General features: G+C 38.7%; 23 protein-coding genes. 17 read left to right on the top strand and 6 right to left on the bottom strand.

Going from position 1 to position 25,327, the window contains the following annotated elements:
* Nucleotides 1-79 precede the first annotated feature (79 nt).
* From ezrA to DXN33_RS07655, 7 genes are all read left to right on the top strand, one after another.
* Nucleotides 80-1,807: a septation ring formation regulator EzrA gene (ezrA, locus tag DXN33_RS07685; RefSeq protein ID WP_115904769.1), complete on the top strand. Its 1,728-nt coding sequence runs from the start codon at nucleotides 80-82 to the stop codon at nucleotides 1,805-1,807.
* 136 nt (nucleotides 1,808-1,943) lie between these two features.
* Nucleotides 1,944-3,335 carry a peptidoglycan-N-acetylglucosamine deacetylase PgdA gene (gene pgdA / locus DXN33_RS07680; RefSeq protein WP_115904768.1) on the top strand — a complete coding sequence of 464 codons (1,392 nt, stop codon included), beginning with the start codon at nucleotides 1,944-1,946 and terminating at the stop codon, nucleotides 3,333-3,335.
* Nucleotides 3,336-3,542: 207 nt separating this feature from the next.
* Entirely contained in the window at nucleotides 3,543-8,516 is a 4,974-nt protein-coding gene (locus tag DXN33_RS07675; protein ID WP_115904767.1) for a S8 family serine peptidase, read from the top strand.
* Between the two features lie 283 nt (nucleotides 8,517-8,799).
* On the top strand, nucleotides 8,800-9,171 hold the full coding sequence (locus DXN33_RS07670) for a GFA family protein (protein WP_004259961.1): 372 nt from the start codon (nucleotides 8,800-8,802) through the stop codon (nucleotides 9,169-9,171).
* Between the two features lie 35 nt (nucleotides 9,172-9,206).
* On the top strand, nucleotides 9,207-10,124 hold the full coding sequence (gene glyQ, locus DXN33_RS07665) for a glycine--tRNA ligase subunit alpha (protein ID WP_000038736.1): 918 nt from the start codon (nucleotides 9,207-9,209) through the stop codon (nucleotides 10,122-10,124).
* Between the two features lie 211 nt (nucleotides 10,125-10,335).
* The gene (gene glyS / locus DXN33_RS07660; RefSeq protein WP_115904766.1) at nucleotides 10,336-12,372 is read left to right on the top strand and encodes a glycine--tRNA ligase subunit beta; all 2,037 of its coding nucleotides are present in this window, start codon (nucleotides 10,336-10,338) and stop codon (nucleotides 12,370-12,372) included.
* Between the two features lie 42 nt (nucleotides 12,373-12,414).
* The gene (locus tag DXN33_RS07655; RefSeq protein WP_115904765.1) at nucleotides 12,415-12,672 is read left to right on the top strand and encodes a DUF896 family protein; all 258 of its coding nucleotides are present in this window, start codon (nucleotides 12,415-12,417) and stop codon (nucleotides 12,670-12,672) included.
* Between the two features lie 113 nt (nucleotides 12,673-12,785).
* Here DXN33_RS07655 and DXN33_RS07650 read toward each other — a convergent pair whose 3' ends face one another.
* The 3 genes from DXN33_RS07650 to DXN33_RS07640 are packed head-to-tail and all read right to left on the bottom strand — an operon-like array spanning nucleotide 12,786 to nucleotide 15,637.
* Nucleotides 12,786-14,030, bottom strand: coding sequence for an NAD(P)H-dependent oxidoreductase (locus tag DXN33_RS07650; RefSeq protein ID WP_115904764.1), 1,245 nt, complete (start codon nucleotides 14,028-14,030; stop codon nucleotides 12,786-12,788).
* An 18-nt stretch (nucleotides 14,031-14,048) separates the two neighbouring features.
* On the bottom strand, nucleotides 14,049-14,654 hold the full coding sequence (locus DXN33_RS07645) for an NADPH-dependent FMN reductase (RefSeq protein ID WP_000915951.1): 606 nt from the start codon (nucleotides 14,652-14,654) through the stop codon (nucleotides 14,049-14,051).
* A 59-nt stretch (nucleotides 14,655-14,713) separates the two neighbouring features.
* Entirely contained in the window at nucleotides 14,714-15,637 is a 924-nt protein-coding gene (locus tag DXN33_RS07640) for an FAD:protein FMN transferase (protein ID WP_045611923.1), read from the bottom strand.
* A 308-nt stretch (nucleotides 15,638-15,945) separates the two neighbouring features.
* Between DXN33_RS07640 and nox the strand changes: the two genes are divergently transcribed.
* The 3 genes from nox (at nucleotide 15,946) to pdxT (ending at nucleotide 18,934) form a co-directional block, all read left to right on the top strand.
* Nucleotides 15,946-17,325 carry a H2O-forming NADH oxidase gene (nox, locus tag DXN33_RS07635; RefSeq protein WP_024057824.1) on the top strand — a complete coding sequence of 460 codons (1,380 nt, stop codon included), beginning with the start codon at nucleotides 15,946-15,948 and terminating at the stop codon, nucleotides 17,323-17,325.
* A gap of 151 nt (nucleotides 17,326-17,476) precedes the next feature.
* On the top strand, nucleotides 17,477-18,352 hold the full coding sequence (gene pdxS, locus DXN33_RS07630) for a pyridoxal 5'-phosphate synthase lyase subunit PdxS (protein ID WP_115904792.1): 876 nt from the start codon (nucleotides 17,477-17,479) through the stop codon (nucleotides 18,350-18,352).
* Nucleotides 18,353-18,934 (top strand): pyridoxal 5'-phosphate synthase glutaminase subunit PdxT, encoded by a 582-nt coding sequence (gene pdxT, locus DXN33_RS07625; RefSeq protein ID WP_115904763.1) that lies wholly within the window; start codon nucleotides 18,353-18,355, stop codon nucleotides 18,932-18,934. It abuts the gene before it with no gap.
* 20 nt (nucleotides 18,935-18,954) lie between these two features.
* Here pdxT and DXN33_RS07620 read toward each other — a convergent pair whose 3' ends face one another.
* Together DXN33_RS07620 and DXN33_RS07615 are read right to left on the bottom strand one after the other, a co-directional pair.
* Entirely contained in the window at nucleotides 18,955-19,602 is a 648-nt protein-coding gene (locus tag DXN33_RS07620) for a hemolysin III family protein (RefSeq protein ID WP_001097996.1), read from the bottom strand.
* Entirely contained in the window at nucleotides 19,599-20,045 is a 447-nt protein-coding gene (locus DXN33_RS07615; protein WP_115904762.1) for a DUF1836 domain-containing protein, read from the bottom strand. Before DXN33_RS07615 ends, DXN33_RS07620 begins: the two co-directional genes overlap by 4 nt.
* Before the next feature lie 134 nt (nucleotides 20,046-20,179).
* Here DXN33_RS07615 and DXN33_RS07610 point away from each other — a divergent pair, with 134 nt between their 5' ends.
* The 7 genes from DXN33_RS07610 (at nucleotide 20,180) to trxB (ending at nucleotide 24,534) form a co-directional block, all read left to right on the top strand.
* Nucleotides 20,180-20,674 (top strand): GNAT family N-acetyltransferase, encoded by a 495-nt coding sequence (locus DXN33_RS07610; RefSeq protein ID WP_115904761.1) that lies wholly within the window; start codon nucleotides 20,180-20,182, stop codon nucleotides 20,672-20,674.
* Nucleotides 20,674-21,192, top strand: a complete 519-nt coding sequence (locus DXN33_RS07605) for a methylated-DNA--[protein]-cysteine S-methyltransferase (protein ID WP_115904760.1) — start codon at nucleotides 20,674-20,676, stop codon at nucleotides 21,190-21,192. Before DXN33_RS07610 ends, DXN33_RS07605 begins: the two co-directional genes overlap by 1 nt.
* 5 nt (nucleotides 21,193-21,197) lie before the next feature.
* A complete protein-coding gene (locus DXN33_RS07600) occupies nucleotides 21,198-21,554 on the top strand; it encodes an arsenate reductase family protein (RefSeq protein WP_000889092.1) in 357 nt (118 codons plus the stop codon).
* Nucleotides 21,555-21,711: 157 nt separating this feature from the next.
* Nucleotides 21,712-22,512: an amino acid ABC transporter permease gene (locus DXN33_RS07595; RefSeq protein ID WP_001103445.1), complete on the top strand. Its 801-nt coding sequence runs from the start codon at nucleotides 21,712-21,714 to the stop codon at nucleotides 22,510-22,512.
* On the top strand, nucleotides 22,512-23,255 hold the full coding sequence (locus DXN33_RS07590) for an amino acid ABC transporter ATP-binding protein (RefSeq protein WP_000590982.1): 744 nt from the start codon (nucleotides 22,512-22,514) through the stop codon (nucleotides 23,253-23,255). The genes DXN33_RS07595 and DXN33_RS07590 overlap by 1 nt, the downstream gene beginning before the upstream one ends.
* Before the next feature lie 77 nt (nucleotides 23,256-23,332).
* Complete coding sequence (locus tag DXN33_RS07585) at nucleotides 23,333-23,557, top strand: DUF4059 family protein (RefSeq protein WP_000926599.1); 225 nt, start codon at nucleotides 23,333-23,335, stop codon at nucleotides 23,555-23,557.
* A gap of 65 nt (nucleotides 23,558-23,622) precedes the next feature.
* Nucleotides 23,623-24,534 (top strand): thioredoxin-disulfide reductase, encoded by a 912-nt coding sequence (gene trxB, locus DXN33_RS07580; RefSeq protein WP_115904759.1) that lies wholly within the window; start codon nucleotides 23,623-23,625, stop codon nucleotides 24,532-24,534.
* 39 nt (nucleotides 24,535-24,573) lie between these two features.
* Here trxB and rlmB read toward each other — a convergent pair whose 3' ends face one another.
* The gene (gene rlmB, locus DXN33_RS07575) at nucleotides 24,574-25,302 is read right to left on the bottom strand and encodes a 23S rRNA (guanosine(2251)-2'-O)-methyltransferase RlmB (protein WP_000855753.1); all 729 of its coding nucleotides are present in this window, start codon (nucleotides 25,300-25,302) and stop codon (nucleotides 24,574-24,576) included.
* Nucleotides 25,303-25,327 lie beyond the last annotated feature (25 nt).

Below are 25,327 nucleotides of genomic sequence, written 5' to 3'. Positions count from 1 at the left end.
AATCGGGAGAAGTAGTTCCCTTGGTCTAAAAAATATGATATAATCATTACGATTGTTTCAAGTTAAAAAGGAGTTTAATATGTCTGGTAGTCTAGTAGTATATCTTATAATTGCAATTGCAATTATATTGCTGATTTCATATGCTTTAGCAATTTATGTACGGAAACGCAATGAAAGTAAATTAGCAATTTTAGAAGAGAAAAAAGAAGAGCTGTACAATCTTCCGGTTAATGATGAAGTTGAAGCTGTAAAAAATATGCACTTGATTGGACAAAGTCAAGTGACTTTCCGTGAATGGAACCAAAAATGGGTTGACCTATCTCTTAACTCTTTTGCCGATATCGAAAATAATCTTTTCGAGGCAGAAGGTTATAACAATTCATTCCGTTTTTTTAAGGCTAGTCATCAAATTGACCAAATTGAGAGCCAAATTACCTTGATTGAAGAAGATATTGCGGCAATTCGCAATGCTTTGGCAGATTTGGAGAAACAAGAGTCTAAAAATAGTGGACGTGTTCTTCATACCTTGGACTTGTTTGAAGAGTTGCAACACCGAGTGGCTGATCATTCTGAAGAATATGGCCAAGGTTTATCTGAGATCGAAAAACAATTGGAAAATATCCAATCAGAGTTTTCTCAGTTTGTTACTTTGAACACTTCAGGTGACCCAGTAGAAGCTGCTGTGATTTTGGATAATGCTGAAAATCATATCTTGGCTTTGAGTCACATAGTAGATCGCCTGCCAGCAATTGTAAAAACATTATCTAAAGAGCTACCTGATCAATTGGAAGATTTGGAAGACGGTTACCGTAAACTTTTAGATGCTAATTATCATTTTGCTGAAACGGATATTGAATCTCGCTTCCAATTGCTTTATGAAGCTTTGAAGAAAAACCACGAAAATATTGCACAATTAGAGTTGGATAATGCTGAGTATGAAAATACTCAAGTTCAAGAAGAAATCAATACACTCTATGATATCTTTACACGAGAAATCGCCGCTCAAAAAGTAGTAGAAGGCTTAGTTGCAACCCTTCCTACATATTTGAAACACATGAAAGATAGTAATGCTGTTTTAGTGGAAGATATTCAACGATTGAGTAACAATTACCTACTATCTGAAACGGATGTTAGTCATGTTCATAGATTACAAGCTGAGTTAGAATCTTTAGAAGAATCTGTATTGGAATTAACTTCTGAACAAGAGGAACATTCTGAACCTTATTCATTCCTTGAAGATCGTTTGGAAAACTTACAAGCGACTTTGAAAGAAATTGAAGATGAACAAGTTGCGGTTAGTCAACGCCTTGCTCAGATTGAAAAAGATGATATCAATGCTCGCCAGAAGGCAAATGTTTATGTTAATCGTCTTCACACAATTAAGAGATATATGGAAAAACGCAATCTTCCAGGTATTCCTCAGAATTTCTTACAGTTGTTCTTTACAGCAAGTAACCATACTGAAGAGTTGATGGCTGAACTAGAAGAAGCTCGGGTCAATATCGAAGCTGTGAACCGTATGCTTGAAATTACAACCAATGATATGGAAACACTTGAAGAAGAAACATATAATATTGTTCAATATGCAACATTGACAGAACAATTGCTACAGTATTCGAACCGTTACCGCTCATTTGATGAACGAATTCAAGAAGCTTTTAATGAATCATTAGAAATTTTTGAAAAAGAATTTGATTATCATGCTTCATTTGATAAGATTTCGCAAGCTTTGGAAGTTGCAGAACCAGGTGTAACCAACCGTTTTGTCACTTCATACGAAAAAACACGTGAGACGATTCGTTTCTAACATAATAAAAGGCTCTATAATATTTGTAGTGGGTAAATCCCCCTATAGATATTATGGAGCCTATTTTTTTGTTCAAAACGAGTAATAGTACTTATTTCTCATTGAAATTATAGCTTGAATTTGATATGATATCTCTATGGATAAAAGTAGAGCAAAACGTGTTGAGCACGATAAAAAGAGAATCGGTTTAATAGCCCTGGTAGCTATCTTTTCAGTAAGTATTTGCGTCCTTGGTTTAATGATTGGATACAAAGTATATACAAAGCAAAGTTTTGAACAAAGGATTGAATCTCTCAAAAAAGAGAAAGATGATCAATTAAGTGAGGGAAATCAGAAAGATCATTTTCGTAAGGGACAAGCAGAAGTAATTGCCTATTATCCTCTCCAAGGGGAGCAAGTGATTTCATCTGTAAAAGAAATCATGACACAGGATATTAAGGAAAATCTGGAAGACAAGGAAAATCTGGTTTTTTATTATACGGAGAAACAGGATTCGACTTTAAAAGGGATTGTTAACCGAAGTGTGATGAAACAAGTCTATGATTTAACTTCGTCAAAAGTTGAAGAGACTGAAAAAACTAGTCTGGCAAAAGTCCATTTGACAGAAGATGGTAAACCTTTTACACTTGATCAATTATTTTCAGATCCTAGTAAAGCCAAAGAGCAGTTGTTAAAAGAAATCACCTCTTTCTTACAGGATAAGAAATTGGACCAAGAAAAGATTGATCAAGTTGTTAAAGGCTTCTCTGAACAAGACTTGTCTGCATGGAATTTTGATTACAAGGATAGTCAGATTATCCTTTATCCAAGTCAGTCAGTTGAAAATCTAGATGAGATTGCCTTACCAGTATCTAGTTTCTTTGATGTAGTACAATCCTCTTATTTATTAGACAAGGATGCCGAACTTTATAAGGCTTATTATGAAAAGAAAAACCAAAAAGTGGTAGCTCTAACTTTTGATGATGGACCAAATCCTGCAACGACAAATCAAGCATTAGATACACTTTCTAAGTATGGTATCAAGGCAACTTTCTTTGTTTTAGGTAAGAATGTTTCTGGAAATGAAGAGATTTTGAAACGCATGAAATCGGATGGCCATGTTATTGGAAACCATAGTTGGAGTCATCCAGTGCTTTCAAAACTTTCACTTGACGAAGCTAAAAAACAGATTACTGATACTGAGGATGCGCTAACTAAAGTGTTGGGTTCTAGTTCCAAACTTATGCGTCCGCCTTATGGAGCCATTACAGACGACATTCGAAATAGCCTTGATTTGAGTTTTATTATGTGGGATGTGGATAGTCTGGATTGGAAGAGTAAGAATGAAGCAGCAATTTTGACAGAGATTCAACGTCAAGTTCGTAATGGTTCGATTATCTTAATGCATGATATCCATGCTGAAACAGTCAATGCTTTACCAAAGATTATAGATTATCTAAAAGAGCAAGGATATCACTTTGTCACAGTTCCTGAAATGCTTAATTCACGATTAAAAGCACATGAACTATTCTATGACCGTGATCAGTAAGACTTTTGCTGAATAACTAATTAAATCGTAAGTAATTTTTCAATAAATAAATTTAGTCTTGTATTAATCGAGGCTAAATTTTTTTATGTTTAAATCTCATGATAGGATTGGTTAATATTACAATTTTGTTACAAAATAATATTTTGATAGAATTTTCAGATAATTTGGTATATAATACTTTTAATTTAAATAAAAAGGAGTGATTTTATGGGAGATTGCAAAGATTTTTGTCATAACAAGTACCAAATAGCAACAATTTTTCTGCTAACGGTCTTTGCTTTCGGATTTGCTTTCGCACAGGTTAGTGCCGATGAGGGAAAATTTGAAACATCCAATCAAGTTACACGTACTGTAACGACTAATAAATTAGATGATTCAAATAAGCTTGCATCACCAGTCACGGCTGACAAGAATGCTCTAAATTCTTCTTCGAAAGAAAAAACAGAAGTGATAGAGTCATTAAAACAAGATGATTCTATCGAGTATAGAGATAATAAGTCAGACAAGGATTTAACCACACAGAAAGAAACGACTGCTATAAAAAGTGAAGAGAAGAAGGAAGAATCAGCAGTGAAAAGTAATTCTTCTTCAGAAAGCATACAATCACAGTCGTTATCTCAAGGTGGACATAAAGAAAAGCCGAACAGTATCTCCAGTAATGAAATTATTACTGTCCCTAAAACCTGGGAAGCAGGACATAAAGGACAAGGAACTGTAGTCGCTGTTATAGATTCAGGTCTTGATTTGAATCATGAGGTTTTGCGTATTTCTGATCCGTCAAAGGCGAAATTTAAAAATCAGGATGATATCGAAAAAGCTAAAAAGGCTGCTGGTATTGACTATGGGAAATGGTACAGTGACAAAGTAGTATATGCTTATGATTACTTTGATGGAACTGATAATATAAAAGAGGCTGAAAAAGAGTCTCATGGAATGCACGTTACTGGAATTGTAGCTGGAAATCCTGTTAATAAAGCACCGAATTCTGAGAAGGTTTACGGGGTGGCGCCAGAAGCTCAAATTATGTTTATGAGAGTTTTTTCAGACAGAGATAAAACTACAGCCTCTGCCCTTTATGTAAAAGCTATTGATGATGCTGTTGCATTAGGTGCAGATGTGATCAATATGAGTTTGGGTGCAGGTGCGGGTTCAACGGTAGATGCTGGTTCAGATATCATTGATGCAGTAAAAAGAGCACGCGCTAAAGGAGTATCTGTTGTTATCGCTGCAGGTAATAGTAATACTTTCGGTAGAGGTTTTTCACAACCATTGGCAGCAAATCCTGATTATGGTCTTGTCGGAAATCCCTCTACAGTGGAAGATTCAATTTCTGTTGCTTCTATTAATAATAAAATTCTAACTACTGAAGTCTTTGAAGTAAAAGGTTTAGAAAATGACGCTACCCTTGATTATGGTAAGTTTGATTTTAATAGACCTGAAACAGAAAAAGATTTTGAAAACGGGAAAGAATACGAATATGTAGCAGCGGGTATTGGTCGTGAAGAAGATTTTGCTAATATTGATGTAAGAGGCAAGTTAGCACTGATTCAACGTGGTAAAATTAATTTTTCTGATAAGATTAAAAATGCTCTTCAACATGGTGCAGCTGGAGTTTTAATTTATAACAACGTTGAAGGTGCAAATGTTAGTATGTCTGTTACAGGTGATGCTAAGAAAATCCCATCTGTCTTTATTTCAAAACATTATGGTGAAATTCTTAAGTCTGGTCAGTATAAAATTGTCTTTAATCACAAGATGGATAATCGTAAATCAGATGTTGCAGACCAATTGTCAGATTTTTCAAGTTGGGGAGTTACAACAGATGGACAATTGAAACCAGATGTTACTGCACCTGGTGGAAATATCTATTCATCATTTAACGATAATAGCTATGGAAGTATCAGTGGAACAAGTATGGCGGCTCCTCATGTAGCTGGTGTCGCAGCATTAGTCAAAGAATATTTAGCAAAGAAACATCCTGAATTATCAGCTAGTCAAATTTCAGAGATTGTAAAAGCTTTAATTATGTCTACTGCAAAACCACATTTTAATAAACAGACTGGAGCCTATACTTCTCCACGTCAGCAAGGTGCTGGTGTAGTTGACACGATGGCTGCAACAAGCACAGATCTATTTGTAACAGGTGCAAATAACTATCCAAGTGTTACTCTTGGCAATGTTGGTGATAAATTTACCTTTGAAGTTACAATTCATAATATTTCGGATAAAGACCGAACATTGAAGATGATTGTAAATACAAATACTGATGAAGTTGAAGAAGGGAAATTCACTCTCCGTCCACGAAAACTAACTGAAACAGTCTGGCCTGAAGTAACTGTGAAAGCTCATAGTACGAAGACAGTAACAGTTAGTGTAGATACAAGTAAGTTTACTGAAGAACTTAGCAAAATAATGCCAAATGGATATTTTCTAGAAGGATTTGTTAGATTTGTCAATCCTGCAGATGATGGTTCTGTTATTGGTTTACCATTTATGGGATTTAAGGGAGAATTCCAAAATCTACCTGCAATTGAAAAACCAATTTATCAATTGATTAAGGAAGGAAACAGTGGATTTTACTCTGAAATTGATAAAGATAATCCAGGAATTTCACCTTCAGACGATGCAACTTATTTAACAAGTTCTGAAAATGATGTAAATGTTTTAAAAGCAGAGCGTCAAGGAAGTCGAGTGACTGTACTCGGAGTGAAACAAGATGCTGAAGGAAAATACCATCTTCAATTAGATGAAAAGGGGAACATCCGCCTTGCTATCTCGCCAAATGAGGATGGTAATAAAGATTCTGTTCGGTTTAAAACTCTTGTCTATAGAAACTTGGTAAATCTTCGTGCGACGGTTTATGCTTCTTCGGATACAACACACAGTCAGCCTATTTGGCAAAGTCGTCCAACAGACCTTGTAAAAAATTATTTTGATGGCGATACTAGAAATCCAAGAAGTTATATTGTAGATAAAACAGCTTGGGGAGGACAGGATTCTAATGGAAATCGAGTTTCTGATGGAATTTATGACTATGTTATTAGTTATAAGCCAGATGTCCCTGGAGCTGAGGAACAATATACAACATTTAAAATTCAAATCGATACACAAAAACCTCTGATTACTTCGGGATATATTCGTTCTCAAGAAGATCAAGAACAATTTATAGCTCGCAAACCTCAGGATGTAGGAAATGGTGGAATTCTTCTAGAAAAAGTCTTTTATATTCGTCCTTCTGAAAATAGAGAGGTGACAGATTCAGAAATCGAACAGTATCAAATTATCAAACAAAATGAAGATGGTAGTTATACACTTCCTAAGAACGTTGATAAATCGAAAATCTTCTATTATGTAGAAGACTTTGCGGGAAATGTAGATTTTATATCTCTCAAAGATCTTGTAGGTGAAGAAAATAGTGGTCGTGTAAAAATTGCTATACTAAACAATAAAACCAGGGATGAGATTGATACAACTTATGTTTATCGCATTAAAAATAGCGAAGGTCAATATGTAACCGTTGATAAGTCAAAAGATATTAATTTCTTGAAATTTGGGCATTATGTTGCAGAAATTTTTAGCTATGACCGTACAGAGTTGAAATTTGTGAGTGCTCTATCGAAGGAATTTGATTTAACGAAAGAAAATAGTTTTCAAACTATTACCTTCTTGGCTAACAAAATGAAATATGCCCCAGTAACGGTTGGCTTTAATCAAGCTGTTCCTGGAACTACAACGATTACTTTAGTAGGTGAAGACGGTCAGAGTCAAGTCTTGCCAGCTGAAACATATGGTAAACATTCTTATGGTAAGAAAGTGGTTACTGGTGAATATAAAGTTCTTGTAAATCTATCAAACGGTTATGAATTACTTGATAATCTTCAACCATTTAAAGTTCTGTTTGGTAAAAATAATGTTTTGTCACTTTCAGTTGTTTCTAAGTTAGCTCTGATTGCAGCTTTAAATAAACAAATGGAAGTAGTTAAAACTCCGAGATATTATAATACAAAACAGAAGTTAAAAGAGATTTTTGATCAAAGTGTCAAAGATGCGCAACTAGCATTGGGAAGTAAACTTAACCAAGATAAAATTGACCAAATTGTTAAGGCTTTAGAGTCTGCTATGCAAACATTGGATGGTAAAGAATCTGACATCACATCATTGAAGAATGCCATTAAAGTATATGCTGAGACAGTTAAAAAAGGTAAATATATAAATTCTGATCAAGAACTCAAAGGTCAATATGATCGTGAATTTAAACTCTTGGCATTATTAATTACAAAAGATTTGATAACTCAAGATGAAATCGATCGTCTATTGACCACTTTCTTGAAAGCGCAAGAACAGTTGAATGGGAAAGAAACAGATTTCATGAGCCTAAAAAATGTTATCGTGGATGAAGTGAAGTTCCAAGACAAAGATCCAAGATTTTTGACAGCTAGCAAAGAGGAGAAGGATGCATATAATCTTATTTTCAACAAAGCTAAGCTACTTTTAGAAAATTCAGAAGCTAGTCAAGAAGAAATTAATGAAGTAATCAATGCTCTAAAAGAAACGGCTGTAAAACTGAAGGCTAATAAAGTAGAGATTCCAGCTAAACCGGTCATAACGATTAAGCCAGTTAATCCAGCTAAACCAGTTGTAACGATTAAACCAGCTAATCCAACCAAACCAGTTGTAACGGTTAAGCCAGTTATTCCAACTAAACCAGTTGTAATGTTTAAGCCAGTTACTCCAGCTAAACCAGTTGTAACGGTTAAGCCAGTTATTCCAGCTAAACCAGTTGTAACGATTAAGCCAGTTACTCCAGCTAAACCAGTTGTAACGCTTAATCCAGTTACTCCAGCTAAACCAGTTGTAACGCTTAGTCCAGTTATTCCAACCAAACCAGTTTCTCAAGTGCAACCTGTTAAATTAGTAAGTCACAATAGACAAGTCTCAACTATTAAGTCTTCAATTAGCAATGATAAAATTGAGAAAGCTTCATCAATTATAGAAGCTAATCATGAGAATAAAACACTTGCTGGAAGTGGTCAACAAGTATTTTTAGCTACAGTCAACAAAGAAGGAAAACAATTACCAGCCACTGGTGAGAATAACATGATTTCTATTATTCTAAGTATTTCAGGAATTTCTCTCTTATTGTCAGTTATTGGACTTGCAACTTTTTCAAAAAGTGAGTAGAGAATACAATACATCTTTCTATAGTTTTTGATTTACAGTATGTTACAATTCTGATATAATAGTCAGGAGGAAAGAAAGTCTTATGGCGTTCTTCAAGCGAGCTTGGGATAGTGGGAGCCAAGTAGGACAAAATAAAGTGCTGGCGCTTTCTGTAGTATTTTTAAAAACAATGAAGTAATAAATTAGGGTGGAACCGCGTTTCTGACGCCCCTAGTCGTAAGGCTTGGGTGTTGAAATTCGGTTCTTTTTGAATTCGTCTAATGCCTAAGTAGAAAGGAGCATAATGCTTAAAGGATCTTGTTTATGTAAAGCAGTCACCTACACTCTAGATGAAGAATTGTCGGAAATAGTTTTTTGCCATTGCTCATTTTGTCGGAAAGCAACTGCGTCTGCCTACACAGTTAATGCCAAAGTTAGCAGCAAAAATCTGGCACTGTATGGAAAAGAGAATTTGGTTACTTTTAGTTCATCTCCAGGTAAACAACGTTATTACTGCCAGAACTGTCACAGTCAAATTTTCACTACTCAAGAAAATATACCAGAAGTTTGTGCTTTGAAATTAGGAACAATAGATGAATGCGATCAGAATTTACAAACTGTTCCCAAACGTCATATTTTTCAGGACCCAGCTTTTTCTTGGTTGCTTGATAAATAAATTTAAAAAGATAATATAAATAAAAGGAGTAAACAATGTCTAAAAAATTGACTTTCCAGGAAATCATCCTTACTTTGCAACAATTTTGGAATGACCAAGGTTGTATGCTTATGCAGGCTTATGATAATGAAAAAGGTGCGGGGACAATGAGTCCTTACACTTTCCTTCGTGCTATCGGACCTGAGCCATGGAATGCGGCTTATGTAGAGCCATCACGTCGTCCTGCAGACGGTCGTTACGGGGAAAACCCTAACCGTCTTTACCAACACCATCAATTTCAAGTGGTTATGAAGCCTTCTCCATCAAATATCCAAGAGCTTTACCTTGAGTCTTTGGAAAAATTGGGAATCAATCCTTTGGAACACGATATTCGTTTCGTTGAGGACAACTGGGAAAACCCATCAACTGGTTCAGCTGGTCTTGGTTGGGAAGTTTGGCTTGATGGGATGGAAATTACTCAGTTCACTTATTTCCAACAAGTCGGTGGATTGGCAACTGGCCCTGTGACTGCGGAAGTTACCTATGGTTTGGAGCGCTTGGCTTCTTATATTCAGGAAGTGGATTCTGTCTATGATATCGAATGGGCTGATGGTGTAAAATACGGAGAAATCTTTATCCAGCCTGAGTACGAACACTCAAAATATTCATTTGAAATTTCGGATCAAGAAATGTTGCTTGAAAACTTTGATAAGTTTGAAAAAGAAGCTGGTCGTGCTTTGGAAGAAGGATTGGTGCACCCTGCCTATGACTATGTTCTCAAATGTTCACATACCTTTAACCTACTTGATGCGCGTGGTGCCGTATCTGTAACAGAGCGCGCAGGCTATATCGCTCGTATCCGTAACTTGGCCCGTGTCGTAGCCAAAACCTTTGTCGCAGAACGCAAACGCCTAGGTTACCCACTTTTAGATGAAGAAACAAGAGCTAAACTCTTAGCAGAAGACGCAGAATAAAGAGAGTGACAAATTACGAAAATGGGCGAACAGAGTGAGCCCTGAGCCAGTTGCCTCAGTGATGAAGGTATCCTTAGTGAAGCTAAGGATACTAGGCAAAATTGGAGACTTTTGGCTCCAATTTTAGCAATGAAACAACGAAGTTGGTTGCTTGCGTGCCAATCACATAAGGCAAACTGGAAAATAAAAAGATACTTTTCGGAGAAAAAACATGACAAAAAACTTATTAGTAGAACTCGGTCTTGAAGAATTACCAGCCTATGTTGTCACACCAAGTGAAAAACAACTAGGCGAAAAAATGGCAGCCTTCCTCAAGGAAAACCGCCTGTCTTTTGAAGCTGTTCAAACCTTCTCAACACCACGTCGTTTGGCTGTTCGTGTGACTGGTTTAGCAGACAAACAGTCTGATTTGACAGAAGATTTCAAGGGGCCAGCAAAGAAAATTGCCTTGGATAGTGATGGAAACTTCACCAAAGCAGCTCAAGGATTTGTCCGTGGAAAAGGATTGACTGTTGAAGATATCGAATTCCGTGAAATCAAGGGTGAAGAATATGTCTATGTCACTAAGGAAGAAGTTGGTCAAGCAGTTGAAGCAATTGTTCCTGGTGTTGTGGATGTCTTGAAGTCACTGACTTTCCCTGTCAGCATGCACTGGGCCAACAACACCTTTGAATACATCCGCCCTGTTCACACTTTAACTGTTCTTTTAGATGAAGAAGAGTTTGATTTGGATTTCCTTGATATCAAGGGAGGTCGTGTGAGCCGTGGTCATCGTTTCTTGGGGAAAGAAACCAAAATTCAGTCAGCATTGAGCTATGAAGAAGATCTTCGTGCACAATTTGTAATAGCAGATCCACGTGAACGTGAGCAAATGATTGTTGATCAAATCAAGGAAATTGAGGCAAAACATGGTGTAAGTATCGAAATTGATGCTGATTTGCTTAATGAAGTCTTGAACTTGGTTGAATACCCAACTGCCTTTATGGGAAGTTTTGATGCCAAATATCTTGAAGTTCCAGAAGAAGTCTTGGTGACTTCGATGAAGGAACACCAACGTTACTTTGTTGTCCGTGATCAAGATGGCAACCTCTTGCCAAACTTTATTTCTGTTCGTAACGGAAACGCAGAGTATTTGGGAAATGTCATTAAAGGAAATGAAAAAGTCTTAGTAGCTCGCTTAGAAGACGGTGAATTCTTCTGGCGTGAAGACCAAAAATTGGTCATTTCAGATCTTGTTGAAAAATTAAACAATGTCACTTTCCATGAGAAAATTGGTTCCCTTCGTGAACACATGATTCGTACGGGTCAGATTGCTATTCTCTTGGCAGAAAAAGCAGGCTTGTCAGCGGATGAAACGATTGACCTAGCTCGCGCAGCTGCCATTTACAAGTTTGACTTGTTGACAGGTATGGTTGGTGAGTTTGATGAACTCCAAGGAATTATGGGTGAGAAATATGCCCTTCTTGCTGGTGAAACTCCAGCAGTGGCAGCTGCTATTCGTGAACACTACATGCCTACATCAGCTGAAGGAGAACTTCCAGAGAGCAAGGTCGGTGCAGTGCTTGCCATTGCAGACAAATTGGATACGATTTTGAGCTTCTTCTCCGTAGGTTTGATTCCATCAGGTTCTAATGACCCTTATGCCCTTCGTCGTGCAACTCAAGGTGTAGTTCGTATCTTGGATGCCTTTGGTTGGCATATTGCTATGGATGAGCTGATTGATAGCCTTTATGCTTTGAAATTTGACAGCTTGACTTATGAAAATAAGACAGAGGTTATGGACTTTATCAAGGCTCGTGTTGATAAGATGATGGGCTCTACTCCAAAAGATATCAAGGATGCCGTTCTTGCAGGCTCAAACTTTGTTGTGGCGGATATGTTGGAAGCGGCAAGTGCTCTCGTAGAAGCAAGCAAGGAAGAAGACTTCAAACCATCTGTTGAATCACTTTCACGTGCCTTTAACTTGGCTGAGAAGGCAGAAGGATCCGACACGGTTGATCCAGCTCTCTTTGAAAATGAAGAAGAGAAAACCTTGGCAGAAGCAGTAGAATCACTCGTTTTGTCAGGGACTGCCAGTCAGCAATTGAAACAGCTCTTTGCGCTTAGTCCAGTTATTGATGCCTTCTTTGAAAATACTATGGTTATGGCCGAAGATCAGGCTGTCCGTCAAAATCGTTTGGCTATCTTGTCTCATTTAACTCAAAAAGCAGCTAAACTTGCACGTTTTAACCAAATCAATACCAAATAAAATCTGTTAAACGGATTAAATCTTATCATAAAGGAGAGAAACATGGATCCTAAAAAAATTGATCGTATTAACGAGCTTGCCAGAAAGAAAAAAACAGAAGGCTTGACCCCAGAAGAAAAAGTAGAACAAGCCAAACTACGTGAGGAGTACATCGAAGGTTATCGTCGCTCTGTTCGTCACCACATTGAGGGAATCAAAATTGTGGACGAAGAAGGAAACGATGTTACACCAGAAAAACTACGCCAAGTCCAACGTGAAAAAGGTTTACATGGTCGTAGTCTCGATGATCCAAACTCATAATAAGTGTTCTTTCTTTTAACAAAGATAGATGAAATAATAAGTAAAAGACTAGCAGACAAAAACTGCTAGTCTTTTTTTTGCTAAAAAAGGAACCAAGATGGTTCCTAAAATGATTAGTTACTTGCTCCAGATGTAGCGTCAGCGCCACCACCGTGACCACCGGCATCACCTGAATCAGAAGCTCCAGATGTAGCATCTGCATCGCCGTGACCATGTCCGCCAGCAGGAGCTGCAGCATTTCCACCGACTAGACGTTGACCAGTTGTATTGAGGTACCAATCAAGCCATGGTTGGAAATTAAAGATGATTTCATTGATTCCAGCATATGAACCATCTGGATAGTACATTGCTTGGTAATTATGGGTATTAATAACGCCTTCTGGTGTTCCTGGCACAATTGTACGGACATATTCTTGATCCCCGTTACGCAATACGCCGACAACCCATTCAACGTTTTTCATTCTAGAATCTGGCAATGTACCGTGTACTGTTCCTAATCTATTTCCTGATTGAGCACGTACACGTTTACCAAACATTGTATCTGGGTCTTGATGTGCGTTATTAAAGTACAAAAATTGATTGTTATCATCTGCAAATGTCAATTCAAATGGCATTGCTTTCAAGAACATGTCAATTTGGTTAACTGTCAAGATACCGTGGTCTAATTTAACGTAAGTATCTCCAGAAACAGCTCCAACAAGTTCAGCAGCTTTTTCTACCCATTCAGGATCATCTGGATCAACACCTTGGATGGTAGTTGCAATTGAATTTGTACAATATAAATCTTCTGGCTCAATTGGTTTTGGTTTTTTCAATTTTGAAACGACTCCCACATATTTTACAAAGTTGTCCAAGCATGTTTCAAGGAAATTAACAGTTCCTTCATTCGTGATATTTCCATTAACATCAAAAGCTTCTTTAGCTTTACCAAGAAGGAATTCATTTCCTGGAAGAGTGTAGGCATTGACACCTGGGGCATCAAGAATCTTACGAAGGTGAACTTGGGCACGAGAAGTACCTTGGTCGTAGTAAGAAGCACCCACAATCATGACTGGCTTGTTTTCAAATGGATGAACTTCGTATGAAAGCCATTCAAGAACAGATTTAAGAGAAGCTGAGATTGTGTGGTTGTGCTCAGGAGTAGCAATGATAACACCATCAGCACGTGTAATTCTGTTATACAAAAGACGTAATTGGAAACTTTCGTCCCATTTTTCGTCTTGGTTAAACATTGGAACTTCGTCAATTTCAAGAACTTCTAATTCAAATTTGAGTTTGAAGTGACGACGGATGAATTCCAAGAGTTTACGGTTATATGATTGATCGTAGTTTGATCCTACAAGTCCAACAAATTTCATTCTTTTTGCTCTCCTATCTTACAAATTTTCCCAGTCAAAGTCTTCAGCATCTTTGCGAAGTAGTGCTTGTGCGTTGCGTAATTTTTCTGTGATTTTTACAAAGATACGGAAGTCGTCAAAAGTAGCATCTAATTTTTTGATAACATCAAGATCCACTAGATCTCCACTTGGATTGAAGGCTTGAAGAGAATGTGAAAGCAAGAATTCATCTGGAAGGACACTTGCTTTGATTTCTGGGGCATTCAAGATTTGGCGAAGTTGTAATTGGGCACGTGATGAACCAAGCGTACCATATGAAGCACCTGTAATCATGATTGGTTTGTTCAAGAGTGGGTAAATACCATAAGACAACCAAGCAAGAGCGCTCATTAAAACAGCTGGGATAGAGTGGTCATACTCAGGAGTACCGATAATAACGCCATCTGCCTCTTCAATTTTAGCAGCAATTTCCAGAATTTCAGCAGGTACTTGCTTGTCAGCTGGTTTATTGAAGACAGGAATGTCTTTAATTTCCACAAGTTCAATTTCAGCTTTTTCAGCAAAGTGTTTTTGCATGTATTGAAGCAATTGGCGGTTTGTAGAACGTTTTGAATTTGTTCCAACAATAGCAATAAGTTTTAACATGAGATTTCCTTTCTCTTTTTACATAATACGATTTTAAAACTCCATTGAAACATCTATTTCTATAGAGTAGGAATTCCTGAAGAACAGCTTAGGTGACCTTCTTTATCGATGAGGATAGCTTCGATGCCCTCCAAACTTTCGACTTGCCAGAGGATAGAAGCCGGTCTTTCTCCAAATAGACGAGTTGTCCAGATTTCACCATCAACTGATTTATCAGAGATGATTGTTAGACTAGCTAGTTCTGTTTCAACAGGATATCCTGTTTGGCTGTCAAAAATATGATGGTAATCTTTTCCATCGACAGTCAGGTGACGTTCATAAATGCCTGAAGTCACGACAGATTTATTGACAACAGGGATGGTCATTAAGTGATTTCCCCTAGGATTGGCTGGGTCTTGAATCCCGATTTGCCAAGGCTGATTTCCTCTTGCCTGATTTTTTCCAATGGTCAGGACATTCCCTCCCAGATTGATCAAGGCAGATGTCACTCCCTCTTCTCTAAGAAATTGGGCAACCTTATCCGCACTATAACCCTTGGCTAAACAACCAAGATCGATCTTCATTCCTTTTTGTTTTAATAACACAGTGGAGGTGGAAGAATCTAACTCGATATAATGAGGATTGATTAAAGGAAGCACCGATTCAATTTCTTGAGGCTGGGCCACTTTGGCATCCGAAAAACCAATGCGCCAGGTTTGAATCAAGGGACCAATGCTGATGTTGAGATGACTAGAGGGCGCTAGGCTATGCTCTAATCCAAGTGAAATCAATTCAAACAAATCAGGATGAACTTTGACTGGAGCTATTCCAGCTTGATAATTGATTTCCATCAACTCAGATTCTTGACTATTGGCATTGAAGCGGTATTCAAGCTCTTTGAGTAAATCAAAGGATTTTTGGAGCAAGCTATCGGCTCGCTCATCTACTAATGAAATAGTGATAGTAGTCCCCATTAGCCGTTCGGAATGTGAACTAAGAGGCAAGCTACCAACTCCTTTCTCTTATGAAAAGAAGGCTGAAATATAGTAAATTTATATTAAATTTAACCCCTTACATTTTCTTTCCATGATACTAGCATACCATAAAGTCAGCGTTTTCACAAATGAAATTTGTAAACTTGTCAAGAAATATGCTCAGAAAATAAAGAGTAATTGTAAGAAAGGCTGATAAAATACAGATTATTTACATTTTTTTACAAAAAAATCGGGAAAATTAGCTAAACTCTTGTAAACGCTAACAGTAAATGTTATACTAGAAGAGTAAATTTAAAATTGAAGGTAGGAATTTTTCTATGAGTAAAATCGTTGTAGTTGGTGCTAACCACGCTGGTACAGCATGTATTAATACTATGTTGGATAATTTTGGAAACGAGAACGAAATCGTTGTTTTTGACCAAAACTCTAACATCTCTTTCTTAGGATGTGGAATGGCCCTTTGGATCGGTGAACAAATTGACGGTGCTGAAGGCTTGTTCTATTCTGATAAAGAAAAATTGGAAGCTAAAGGTGCTAAGGTTTACATGAATTCACCAGTTCTGTCAATCGACTATGATAACAAAGTAGTTACTGCAGAAGTTGAAGGGAAAGAGCACAAAGAATCATACGAGAAATTGATTTTCGCTACAGGTTCTACACCAATCTTGCCACCAATCGAAGGTGTTGAAATTGTTAAAGGAAACCGCGAATTTAAAGCAACTCTTGAAAATGTACAATTCGTTAAATTGTACCAAAACGCTGAAGAAGTGATTCACAAATTGTCTGATAAGAGTCAACACCTTGACCGTATCGCCGTTGTTGGTGGTGGTTATATCGGTGTTGAACTTGCTGAAGCCTTTGAACGTCTTGGAAAAGAAGTTGTCCTTGTTGATATCGTTGATACTGTCTTGAACGGTTACTATGACAAAGACTTCACACAAATGATGGCGAAGAACTTGGAAGACCACAACATCCGCTTGGCGCTTGGTCAAACTGTTAAAGCAATCGAGGGTGACGGTAAAGTTGAACGCTTGATTACTGATAAAGAAACTTTTGATGTGGATATGGTTATCCTTGCAGTTGGTTTCCGTCCAAACACAGCACTTGCTGATGGTAAGATTGAACTCTTCCGTAACGGTGCCTTCCTTGTAGACAAGAAACAAGAAACATCTATCCCAGGCGTTTACGCAGTAGGTGACTGTGCGACTGTTTATGACAACGCTCGTAAAGACACTAGCTACATCGCTCTTGCTTCAAATGCTGTTCGTACTGGTATCGTTGGTGCATATAACGCTTGTGGACATGAATTGGAAGGAATCGGTGTTCAAGGTTCAAATGGTATCTCAATCTACGGTCTTCACATGGTTTCAACTGGTTTGACTCTTGAAAAAGCTAAAGCTGCTGGTTACAACGCAACTGAAACAGGCTTTAACGATCTTCAAAAACCAGAATTTATGAAGCATGACAACCATGAAGTTGCCATCAAGATTGTCTTTGACAAAGATAGCCGTGAAATTCTTGGTGCACAAATGGTTTCACACGATTCTGCAATTAGCATGGGAATCCACATGTTCTCACTTGCTATCCAAGAGCATGTGACAATTGATAAATTGGCATTGACAGACTTATTCTTCTTGCCACACTTCAACAAACCATACAACTACATCACAATGGCTGCCCTTACAGCTGAAAAATAAAAATGAATGAGCTATCTGGCCTTAAGTTAAGGCTAGATAGTTTTTTAACCATTCTGTACCCATACAATTACGTTTTTTTTATCTTGTGATTCATTCTAATCTAACATAAAATGAAATGGTAGCTACCAATACAAATAATGAGGATAAAGAAATGACTGAAAATCGTTATGAACTAAATAAAAACTTGGCACAGATGCTCAAGGGTGGGGTTATCATGGACGTTCAAAATCCTGAACAGGCCCGTATTGCAGAGGCTGCTGGTGCGGCAGCTGTTATGGCCTTGGAACGGATTCCAGCTGATATTCGTGCAGCTGGTGGTGTTTCCCGTATGAGCGATCCAAAGATGATTAAGGAAATTCAAGAAGCGGTTAGCATTCCAGTAATGGCCAAGGTCAGAATCGGGCATTTTGTTGAAGCTCAGATTTTAGAGGCTATTGAGATTGACTATATCGATGAGAGTGAAGTTTTATCTCCAGCTGACGACCGTTTCCATGTGGACAAGAAAGAATTCCAAGTTCCTTTTGTCTGTGGAGCTAAGGACTTGGGTGAAGCCTTGCGTCGTATCGCTGAAGGTGCTTCTATGATTCGTACAAAAGGAGAACCGGGTACGGGGGATATCGTTCAAGCCGTTCGTCATATGCGCATGATGAATCAGGAAATTCGCCGCATTCAAAACCTACGTGAGGACGAACTTTATGTTGCTGCTAAGGACTTGCAGGTACCTGTAGAATTGGTTCAATACGTCCATGAACATGGAAAATTGCCAGTTGTAAACTTTGCGGCTGGAGGCGTTGCAACGCCAGCAGATGCCGCGCTGATGATGCAATTGGGAGCAGAGGGCGTCTTTGTCGGTTCAGGTATTTTTAAGTCAGGAGATCCTGTTAAACGAGCGAGTGCCATTGTGAAGGCTGTAACTAATTTCCAAAATCCTCAAATCTTGGCTCAAATCTCTGAAGATTTAGGAGAAGCCATGGTTGGTATCAATGAAAATGAGATACAAATCCTCATGGCTGAGCGAGGAAAATAGATGAAAATCGGAATATTGGCCTTGCAAGGGGCTTTTGCAGAGCATGCAAAAGTACTAGAACAATTAGGAGTCGAGAGTGTCGAAATCAGAAATCTAGATGATTTTCAGCAATATCAGAGTGACTTGTCCGGTTTGATATTACCTGGTGGGGAATCTACAACCATGGGCAAGCTCTTACGTGATCAGGGAATGTTGCTTCCCATTCGAGAAGCCATTCTTTCTGGCTTACCAGCCTTTGGAACCTGTGCGGGTTTAATTTTGCTGGCTAAGGAAATTACTTCTCAGGAAGAGAGTCATCTAGGAACTATGGATATAGTGGTCGAGCGCAATGCCTATGGGCGCCAATTAGGAAGTTTCTACACGGAAGCAGAATGTAAGGGAGTCGGTCAGATTCCAATGACCTTTATTCGTGGTCCGATTATCAGTAGTGTTGGAGAGGGTGTAGAAATTCTAGCAAGAGTTGAAGATCAAATCGTTGCTGCCCAAGAAAAAAATATGCTGGTAACTTCTTTTCATCCAGAACTGACTGATGATGTTCGCTTGCACCAGTACTTTATCAATATGTGTAAAGAAAAAAGTTGAGATTGAATTTCTCAACTTTTTTACATGTAATAAACAATGGCGATGTATTGGAGGGCAGATGCTGCTAGGATAAAGAGATGCCAAATCATGTGGAAATAAGGTTTTTTCTTGGCGTAAAATCCAGCTCCAACTGTATAACAAAGTCCGCCAGTTACCATGAGACTCCAGAAAATTGGTGTCGTTTGACTGATAATGGCAGGAATGATAGCCAGAACCAACCAGCCCATAATCAGGTAAAGAGCAAGGCTGAATTTCTCATTGACTTTTTTAGCAAAGATTTTATAGAGAATACCAAAGATGGTCGTTCCCCACTGGATAGCAATAATCAGATAGCCAAACCAGTTATTCATTAAGGTCAAGACGACGGGCGTGTATGAGCCTGCGATAGCCACATAAATCATCGAATGGTCGATGATTCTCAAGACATATTTGTGGGTTGAACCATAGGCCATAGAGTGGTAAATGGTGGATGATAGAAACATGAGAAAGAGACTAATAACGAAAATGGAAACGCCGATAGATGATAAAAATCCGTGTGCCTCATAACTATAGGTGGATGAAATGGGGAGTAAGATGAGCATGATGACTGCACCTACGGCATGGGTCACGCTATTAGCAATCTCCTCTCCAAAACTGAGTTGTTTGCTGAGTTTAAGACTAGTGTTCATTGGATTACCTCTTCTTGAGTATGATGGATTAAGGCTAGAGTTTGCTGATAGAGTTTAACGGTTTGGCAGCTGGTTTGGATAATGGGGTTAGCTGGGTCAATTCCTTGGTTCATGTAGTCCACAAAAGCGTCGTAGAGTTGGTCTGAACTTGCTTGAGTTTGGAGAGTATTAAGTGTCTGTGCTATTTCTTGTATAGAAAATACAGATTTAAGAGTTGTGATAGCAATTAGACGGGCAATCTGTTGGCGTTGGTATTTTTTCTTGTCAGGCTTTGTTAGGTAACCATGTTTCACATAATTATTGACCATAGATGCTGTCAGGCCCTTATCTTTATCAGGAGAGATAGGGGCGCAGACCTGATTGACATAGAGCAAAACCTGGTCCAGATAGAGGTCAATATTTGGGATTTCTGCCCATTTTGGGTAGGAAAAGGTAGTTTTCATTTTCAACTCCTTTTTATCTAGTTTTAATAACTAGATTATAAAATAACAAAAACAGAAAGTCAAGTTTTAACTGCTTGTAGAAAGACTTAAATTATGCTATGATGGGAGAAACTAGTCAGAAATGAGGAGAAAAGATGGAAATTCGTTTAGCTTTTCCAAATGAAGTAGATGCCATCATGCAGGTGATGGAAGATGCTAAAAAATGTTTAGCAGATGCTGGTAGTGACCAGTGGCAAAATGGCTATCCAAATGCTGATATTATTATTGAAGATATTATCTCGGGTCAAGCCTACGTAGCCTTGGAAGAGGGAGAACTACTAGCTTATGCAGCTGTGACCAAGAGTCCAGAGGCAGTCTATGAAGCCATTTATGAAGGCAACTGGCAAGCTGGAGAGTCAGAGTACCTAGTCTTTCACCGTATTGCTGTGGCAGCAGATGTCAAGGGACAAGGAGTTGCTCAAACCTTCTTAGAGGGCTTGATTGAAGGTTTTGACTATCTTGATTTTCGCTCAGATACGCATGCTGAAAACAAAGCTATGCAACATATTTTTGAAAAACTTGGTTTTAAACAGGTTGGTAAAGTGCCTGTTGATGGCGAACGCTTGGCCTATCAAAAATTAAAGAAATAATGCAAAAGATGTACGTAAAAATGCTCTACTTTTCGCCAATAGGAACCTTGTCTTTGGTTGCCGACGAGCAATATCTGTATGGAATTTGGGTTCAGGAGCAGAAGTATTTTGAGAGGGGGATAGGAGATGAAACAATAGAAGAAGTTGTTAGTCATCCCATTTTAGACCCAGTTATTGCTTGCTTAGATGATTACTTTAAAGGCAAGTCTCAGAATTTATCCAACTTGCCCTTGGCTCCAATCGGAACGGATTTTGAAAAGAGAGTTTGGTCCTATTTACAGGAAATTCCTTATGGTCAAACAGTGACCTATGGACAAATAGCTCAAGACCTACAAGTGGCTTCTGCTCAAGCAATTGGTGGAGCGGTAGGACGCAATCCGTGGTCTATCCTAGTACCTTGTCATCGGGTGTTGGGCGCAGGCAAGCGTCTGACAGGTTATGCTGCAGGAATGGAAAAGAAAGCATGGCTATTGGAGCATGAAGGCGCAGATTTTAAAGATATAAACAATAGAAAGTGAAAGACATGTTAGAATTTATCGAATATCCAAAATGTTCAACTTGTAAAAAAGCAAAACAAGAATTAAACCAACTCGGTGTGGACTATAAAGCTGTCCATATCGTCGAAGAAACACCTAGCCAAGAAGTCATTTTAAATTGGCTAGAAACCTCAGGTTTTGAGTTGAAGCAATTTTTCAACACCAGTGGAATCAAATACCGTGAATTGGGGCTGAAAGATAAGGTAGGAAGCCTGTCAAACCAAGAAGCAGCTGAGTTGCTAGCAAGTGACGGTATGTTGTTAAAACGACCCATTTTAGTAGAAAATGGAACTGTTAAGCAAATCGGTTATCGAAAACCTTATGAAGAATTGGGATTGAAATAGTTTTTATCTATCTCTTTGATAGATAAAATATATAACCTCCCTGTTTCAAAGTATGATAAACTAGTAGGTAGACAAAGTCTGTACCTGACCGTAGCAAATAATTTCATTGACGGCAGAAGTATGGTAGAATGAATCATTATCAGGAGAGGATGTTTTTATGAATGTTACAACGATTTTAGCATCAGATTGGTATCAAAACTTGATGCAATTGATTCCGGATGGCAAGCTTTTTAGCTTGCGTTCGGTCTTTGATGGAATTCCGAGAATTGTCCAACAACTTCCAATAACGATTATGTTGACAATTGGTGGTGCTCTTTTTGGCTTGGTTTTGGCACTTCTTTTTGCCATTGTGAAAATCAATCGTGTCAAGATTTTATATCCCTTGCAGGCCTTCTTTGTTAGTTTCTTAAAAGGGACACCGATTTTAGTGCAACTCATGTTGACCTACTACGGAATCCCTTTGGCTTTGAAAGCTCTCAATCAGCAATGGGGAACTGGTTTTAATATCAATGCGATTCCAGCCGCTGCTTTTGCAATTGTCGCCTTTGCCTTTAATGAGGCAGCTTATGCTAGTGAAACTATTCGTGCAGCCATTCTCTCAGTCAATCCTGGTGAGATTGAGGCGGCACGCAGTCTGGGGATGACCCGAGCACAAGTTTATCGTCGCGTGATTATTCCAAATGCAGCAGTTGTGGCGACTCCAACTTTAATCAATTCCCTAATCGGCTTGACCAAAGGGACTTCTCTAGCCTTCAGTGCGGGTGTTGTGGAAGTCTTTGCCCAAGCTCAGATTCTAGGCGGAGCTGATTACCGCTATTTTGAACGCTTTATTTCCGTTGCCCTTGTTTATTGGGTAGTCAATATCGGAATTGAAAGCCTCGGTCGTTTCATCGAGAGAAAAATGGCTATTTCTGCACCCGATACAGTGCAAACAGATGTGAAAGGAGACCTTCGTTAATGATTAAGATTTCGAATTTAAGCAAATCCTTTTCAGGACAGACTGTCTTGGATCATCTGAACTTAGATATTCAAAAAGGGGAAGTTGTAGCCTTGATTGGTTCTTCAGGAGCTGGGAAATCAACCTTCCTTCGCAGTCTCAATTATCTTGAAACACCTGACAGTGGCTCTATTCAGATTGATGATTTCTCAGTTGATTTTTCTAAGATCACTCAAGAAGAAATCCTTGCCCTACGCCGTAAGCTGTCTATGGTTTTCCAACAGTTTAATTTGTTTGAACGCCGCACAGCACTTGATAATGTGAAAGAAGGCTTGGTTGTTGTTAAGAAATTATCTGATCAAGAAGCGACTAAGATTGCCAAGGAAGAGTTGGCTAAGGTTGGGCTTTCTGACCGCGAAAACCATTATCCTCGCCATTTATCAGGTGGACAAAAGCAACGGGTTGCCCTAGCGCGTGCTCTCGCTATGAAACCAGATGTCTTACTCTTAGACGAACCAACTTCAGCCCTTGACCCAGAATTGGTTGGTGAAGTAGAAAAGTCTATTGCAGATGCTGCTAAGTCAGGTCAAACTATGATTTTGGTTAGTCATGACATGTCCTTTGTAGCCCAAGTGGCTGATAAGATTCTCTTCTTAGATAAGGGGAAAATCATCGAGTCTGGAACACCGGATGAGATTATCCACCATCCTAAAGAAGAGCGGACAAAAGAATTCTTCGCTAGTTACAAACGGACTTATATTTGATATAATAGATAAAGGAAAACTCAGTTAGCTGGACTAGCTGAGTTTACTCTTTAAAAAAGATAGAAATGAGAGAAATCATGCTACTGCAACTATTTTCTTTATATTTCGAGAGTTTGATCTTGACCACCATCCTCGTCCTGATTTTTTTAGGGATTTGGATTGGACTGAGAGCCATGTCGGGAGTTGATAAGACAGCCAAGGCTCGCCAAGCCCATCTCTATGATATGATTATGATTGGGGTCTTGGTTGTTCCGGTATTATCCTTTGCGGTTATGAGTTTAATTCTTGTTTTCAAGGCATAATCCTTGCTTGATTGACAAGAAAGAGTTAGAATAAAGATAGTTACAACAAGAAAGAAGGAATCTATATGTACGATACTATTATTATCGGTGCTGGACCTGCAGGGATGACTGCAGCCTTGTATGCTGCTCGAAGCAATCTGAAAGTTGCTCTTATTGAAGGTGGTCTGCCAGGTGGTCAGATGAATAATACATCTGATATTGAAAATTACCCAGGATACGCTAATATTAGTGGGCCAGAATTGGCAGAAAAGATGTTTGAACCGCTTGAAAATCTTGGTGTTAAGCACATTTATGGTTATGTTGAAAATGTCGAAGACCATGGTGATTTTAAGAAAGTGATTACTGATGACCGAACGTATGAAACACGTACAGTTATCGTAGCGACTGGCTCTAAACACCGTCCTTTGGGAGTACCTGGAGAAGAAGAACTGAACAGTCGTGGTGTTTCTTACTGTGCCGTGTGTGATGGTGCTTTCTTCCGTGACCAAGATTTGTTGGTAGTCGGTGGTGGAGATTCAGCTGTTGAAGAAGCCCTCTTCTTGACTCGTTTTGCTAAGACTGTGACCGTTGTTCACCGTCGTGACCAACTTCGTGCTCAAAAGGTTTTACAAGACCGCGCCTTTGCGAATGAGAAAGTCAGCTTTATCTGGGATTCTGTAGTGAAGGAAATCAAGGGCGAAAACCGAGTAGAATCTGTCGTATTTGAAAATGTGAAAACAGGTCAAGTGACAGAACAAGCCTTTGGTGGTGTCTTTATCTATGTTGGATTGGACCCTCTTAGCGATTTTGTTAAAGAATTGAATATCCAAGATCAGGCTGGATGGATTGTGACAGATAACCACATGAAAACTGCAGTTGACGGTATCTTTGCAGTTGGAGATGTTCGCTTGAAAGACCTCCGCCAAGTAACAACAGCAGTTGGAGATGGAGCTATCGCTGGTCAAGAAGCTTATAAGTTTATCACCGAACATAGTTAATCATAAAAAAGTTTCCAATCAGATGACTGGAAACTTTTTTTATAGTCTATTTCGGAAAACTTCGTACATGAGAATAGCTGCAGCAACACTGGCATTAAGGCTTTGAACATGTCCATTCATAGGAATGGTAATCATTTCATCTACCTGTTTTTTGATGTTGCTAGAAATGCCTTTTCCTTCATTTCCGATGATGAGGGCGATTTTCCCTTTTGTATTCCATTTATGGCAAGGAGTCCCATTCATATCCGTTCCAAAGGTCCAGAAGCCTTCATCCTTGAGTTTATCTAAAGTTTGACTGAGATTGGTTACTCGGGCAATCGGAACGTGTTCAATAGCACCTGTGGCTGTTTTGGCAACGACAGGAGTTACTCCGACAGCACGGTGCTTGGGAATGATGACTCCTGAAACATTGGTCGCATCTGCTGTTCTCAAAATAGAACCAAGATTATGGGGGTCGGTTAACCCGTCCAGAATCAATAGCAAAGGATTTTCTTCTTGGCGTGTTTTGGCAAGAATGTAATCTAGCTCGCTATAGGCAAATTCAGACACTCGTAGAACAAAACCTTGGTGGACAGCACCTTCAGTCATCTCAGAGAGGGATTTTTTTGAAGTCCAAGAAATGGACACCTTCTTTTCTGTAGCCAGTTCCTTGACTTTCTCAACATTCTTACCTCGGAGATCTTCTTGGAGGTAGAGTTTGTTGCCAGTGTTTGCAAGGAGAGCTTCGGTAACGGCGTGGACGCCATAGACAATATCATTTGTTTTCATGCCTCTATTATAACACAAAACCCCG

This window comes from Streptococcus sp. NM (genome assembly GCF_003390135.1).
Classification (GTDB): Bacteria; Bacillota; Bacilli; order Lactobacillales; family Streptococcaceae; genus Streptococcus.
The sequence above is the reverse complement of the archived record's forward strand: the minus strand, read 5'-3'. Positions and strand labels throughout refer to the sequence as shown.

Excerpts from the sequence above, each read along its gene's own strand:
- ezrA (WP_115904769.1), top strand. The coding sequence starts at position 80 with ATGTCTGGTAGTCTAGTAGTATATCTTATAATTGCAATTGCAATTATA.
- pgdA (WP_115904768.1), top strand. The coding sequence starts at position 1,944 with ATGGATAAAAGTAGAGCAAAACGTGTTGAGCACGATAAAAAGAGAATC.
- DXN33_RS07675 (WP_115904767.1), top strand. The coding sequence starts at position 3,543 with ATGGGAGATTGCAAAGATTTTTGTCATAACAAGTACCAAATAGCAACA.
- DXN33_RS07670 (WP_004259961.1), top strand. The coding sequence starts at position 8,800 with ATGCTTAAAGGATCTTGTTTATGTAAAGCAGTCACCTACACTCTAGAT.
- glyQ (WP_000038736.1), top strand. The coding sequence starts at position 9,207 with ATGTCTAAAAAATTGACTTTCCAGGAAATCATCCTTACTTTGCAACAA.
- glyS (WP_115904766.1), top strand. The coding sequence starts at position 10,336 with ATGACAAAAAACTTATTAGTAGAACTCGGTCTTGAAGAATTACCAGCC.
- DXN33_RS07655 (WP_115904765.1), top strand. The coding sequence starts at position 12,415 with ATGGATCCTAAAAAAATTGATCGTATTAACGAGCTTGCCAGAAAGAAA.
- DXN33_RS07650 (WP_115904764.1), bottom strand. The coding sequence starts at position 14,030 with ATGAAATTTGTTGGACTTGTAGGATCAAACTACGATCAATCATATAAC.
- DXN33_RS07645 (WP_000915951.1), bottom strand. The coding sequence starts at position 14,654 with ATGTTAAAACTTATTGCTATTGTTGGAACAAATTCAAAACGTTCTACA.
- nox (WP_024057824.1), top strand. The coding sequence starts at position 15,946 with ATGAGTAAAATCGTTGTAGTTGGTGCTAACCACGCTGGTACAGCATGT.
- pdxS (WP_115904792.1), top strand. The coding sequence starts at position 17,477 with ATGACTGAAAATCGTTATGAACTAAATAAAAACTTGGCACAGATGCTC.
- pdxT (WP_115904763.1), top strand. The coding sequence starts at position 18,353 with ATGAAAATCGGAATATTGGCCTTGCAAGGGGCTTTTGCAGAGCATGCA.
- DXN33_RS07620 (WP_001097996.1), bottom strand. The coding sequence starts at position 19,602 with ATGAACACTAGTCTTAAACTCAGCAAACAACTCAGTTTTGGAGAGGAG.
- DXN33_RS07615 (WP_115904762.1), bottom strand. The coding sequence starts at position 20,045 with ATGAAAACTACCTTTTCCTACCCAAAATGGGCAGAAATCCCAAATATT.
- DXN33_RS07610 (WP_115904761.1), top strand. The coding sequence starts at position 20,180 with ATGGAAATTCGTTTAGCTTTTCCAAATGAAGTAGATGCCATCATGCAG.
- DXN33_RS07605 (WP_115904760.1), top strand. The coding sequence starts at position 20,674 with ATGCAAAAGATGTACGTAAAAATGCTCTACTTTTCGCCAATAGGAACC.
- DXN33_RS07600 (WP_000889092.1), top strand. The coding sequence starts at position 21,198 with ATGTTAGAATTTATCGAATATCCAAAATGTTCAACTTGTAAAAAAGCA.
- DXN33_RS07595 (WP_001103445.1), top strand. The coding sequence starts at position 21,712 with ATGAATGTTACAACGATTTTAGCATCAGATTGGTATCAAAACTTGATG.
- DXN33_RS07590 (WP_000590982.1), top strand. The coding sequence starts at position 22,512 with ATGATTAAGATTTCGAATTTAAGCAAATCCTTTTCAGGACAGACTGTC.
- DXN33_RS07585 (WP_000926599.1), top strand. The coding sequence starts at position 23,333 with ATGCTACTGCAACTATTTTCTTTATATTTCGAGAGTTTGATCTTGACC.
- trxB (WP_115904759.1), top strand. The coding sequence starts at position 23,623 with ATGTACGATACTATTATTATCGGTGCTGGACCTGCAGGGATGACTGCA.
- rlmB (WP_000855753.1), bottom strand. The coding sequence starts at position 25,302 with ATGAAAACAAATGATATTGTCTATGGCGTCCACGCCGTTACCGAAGCT.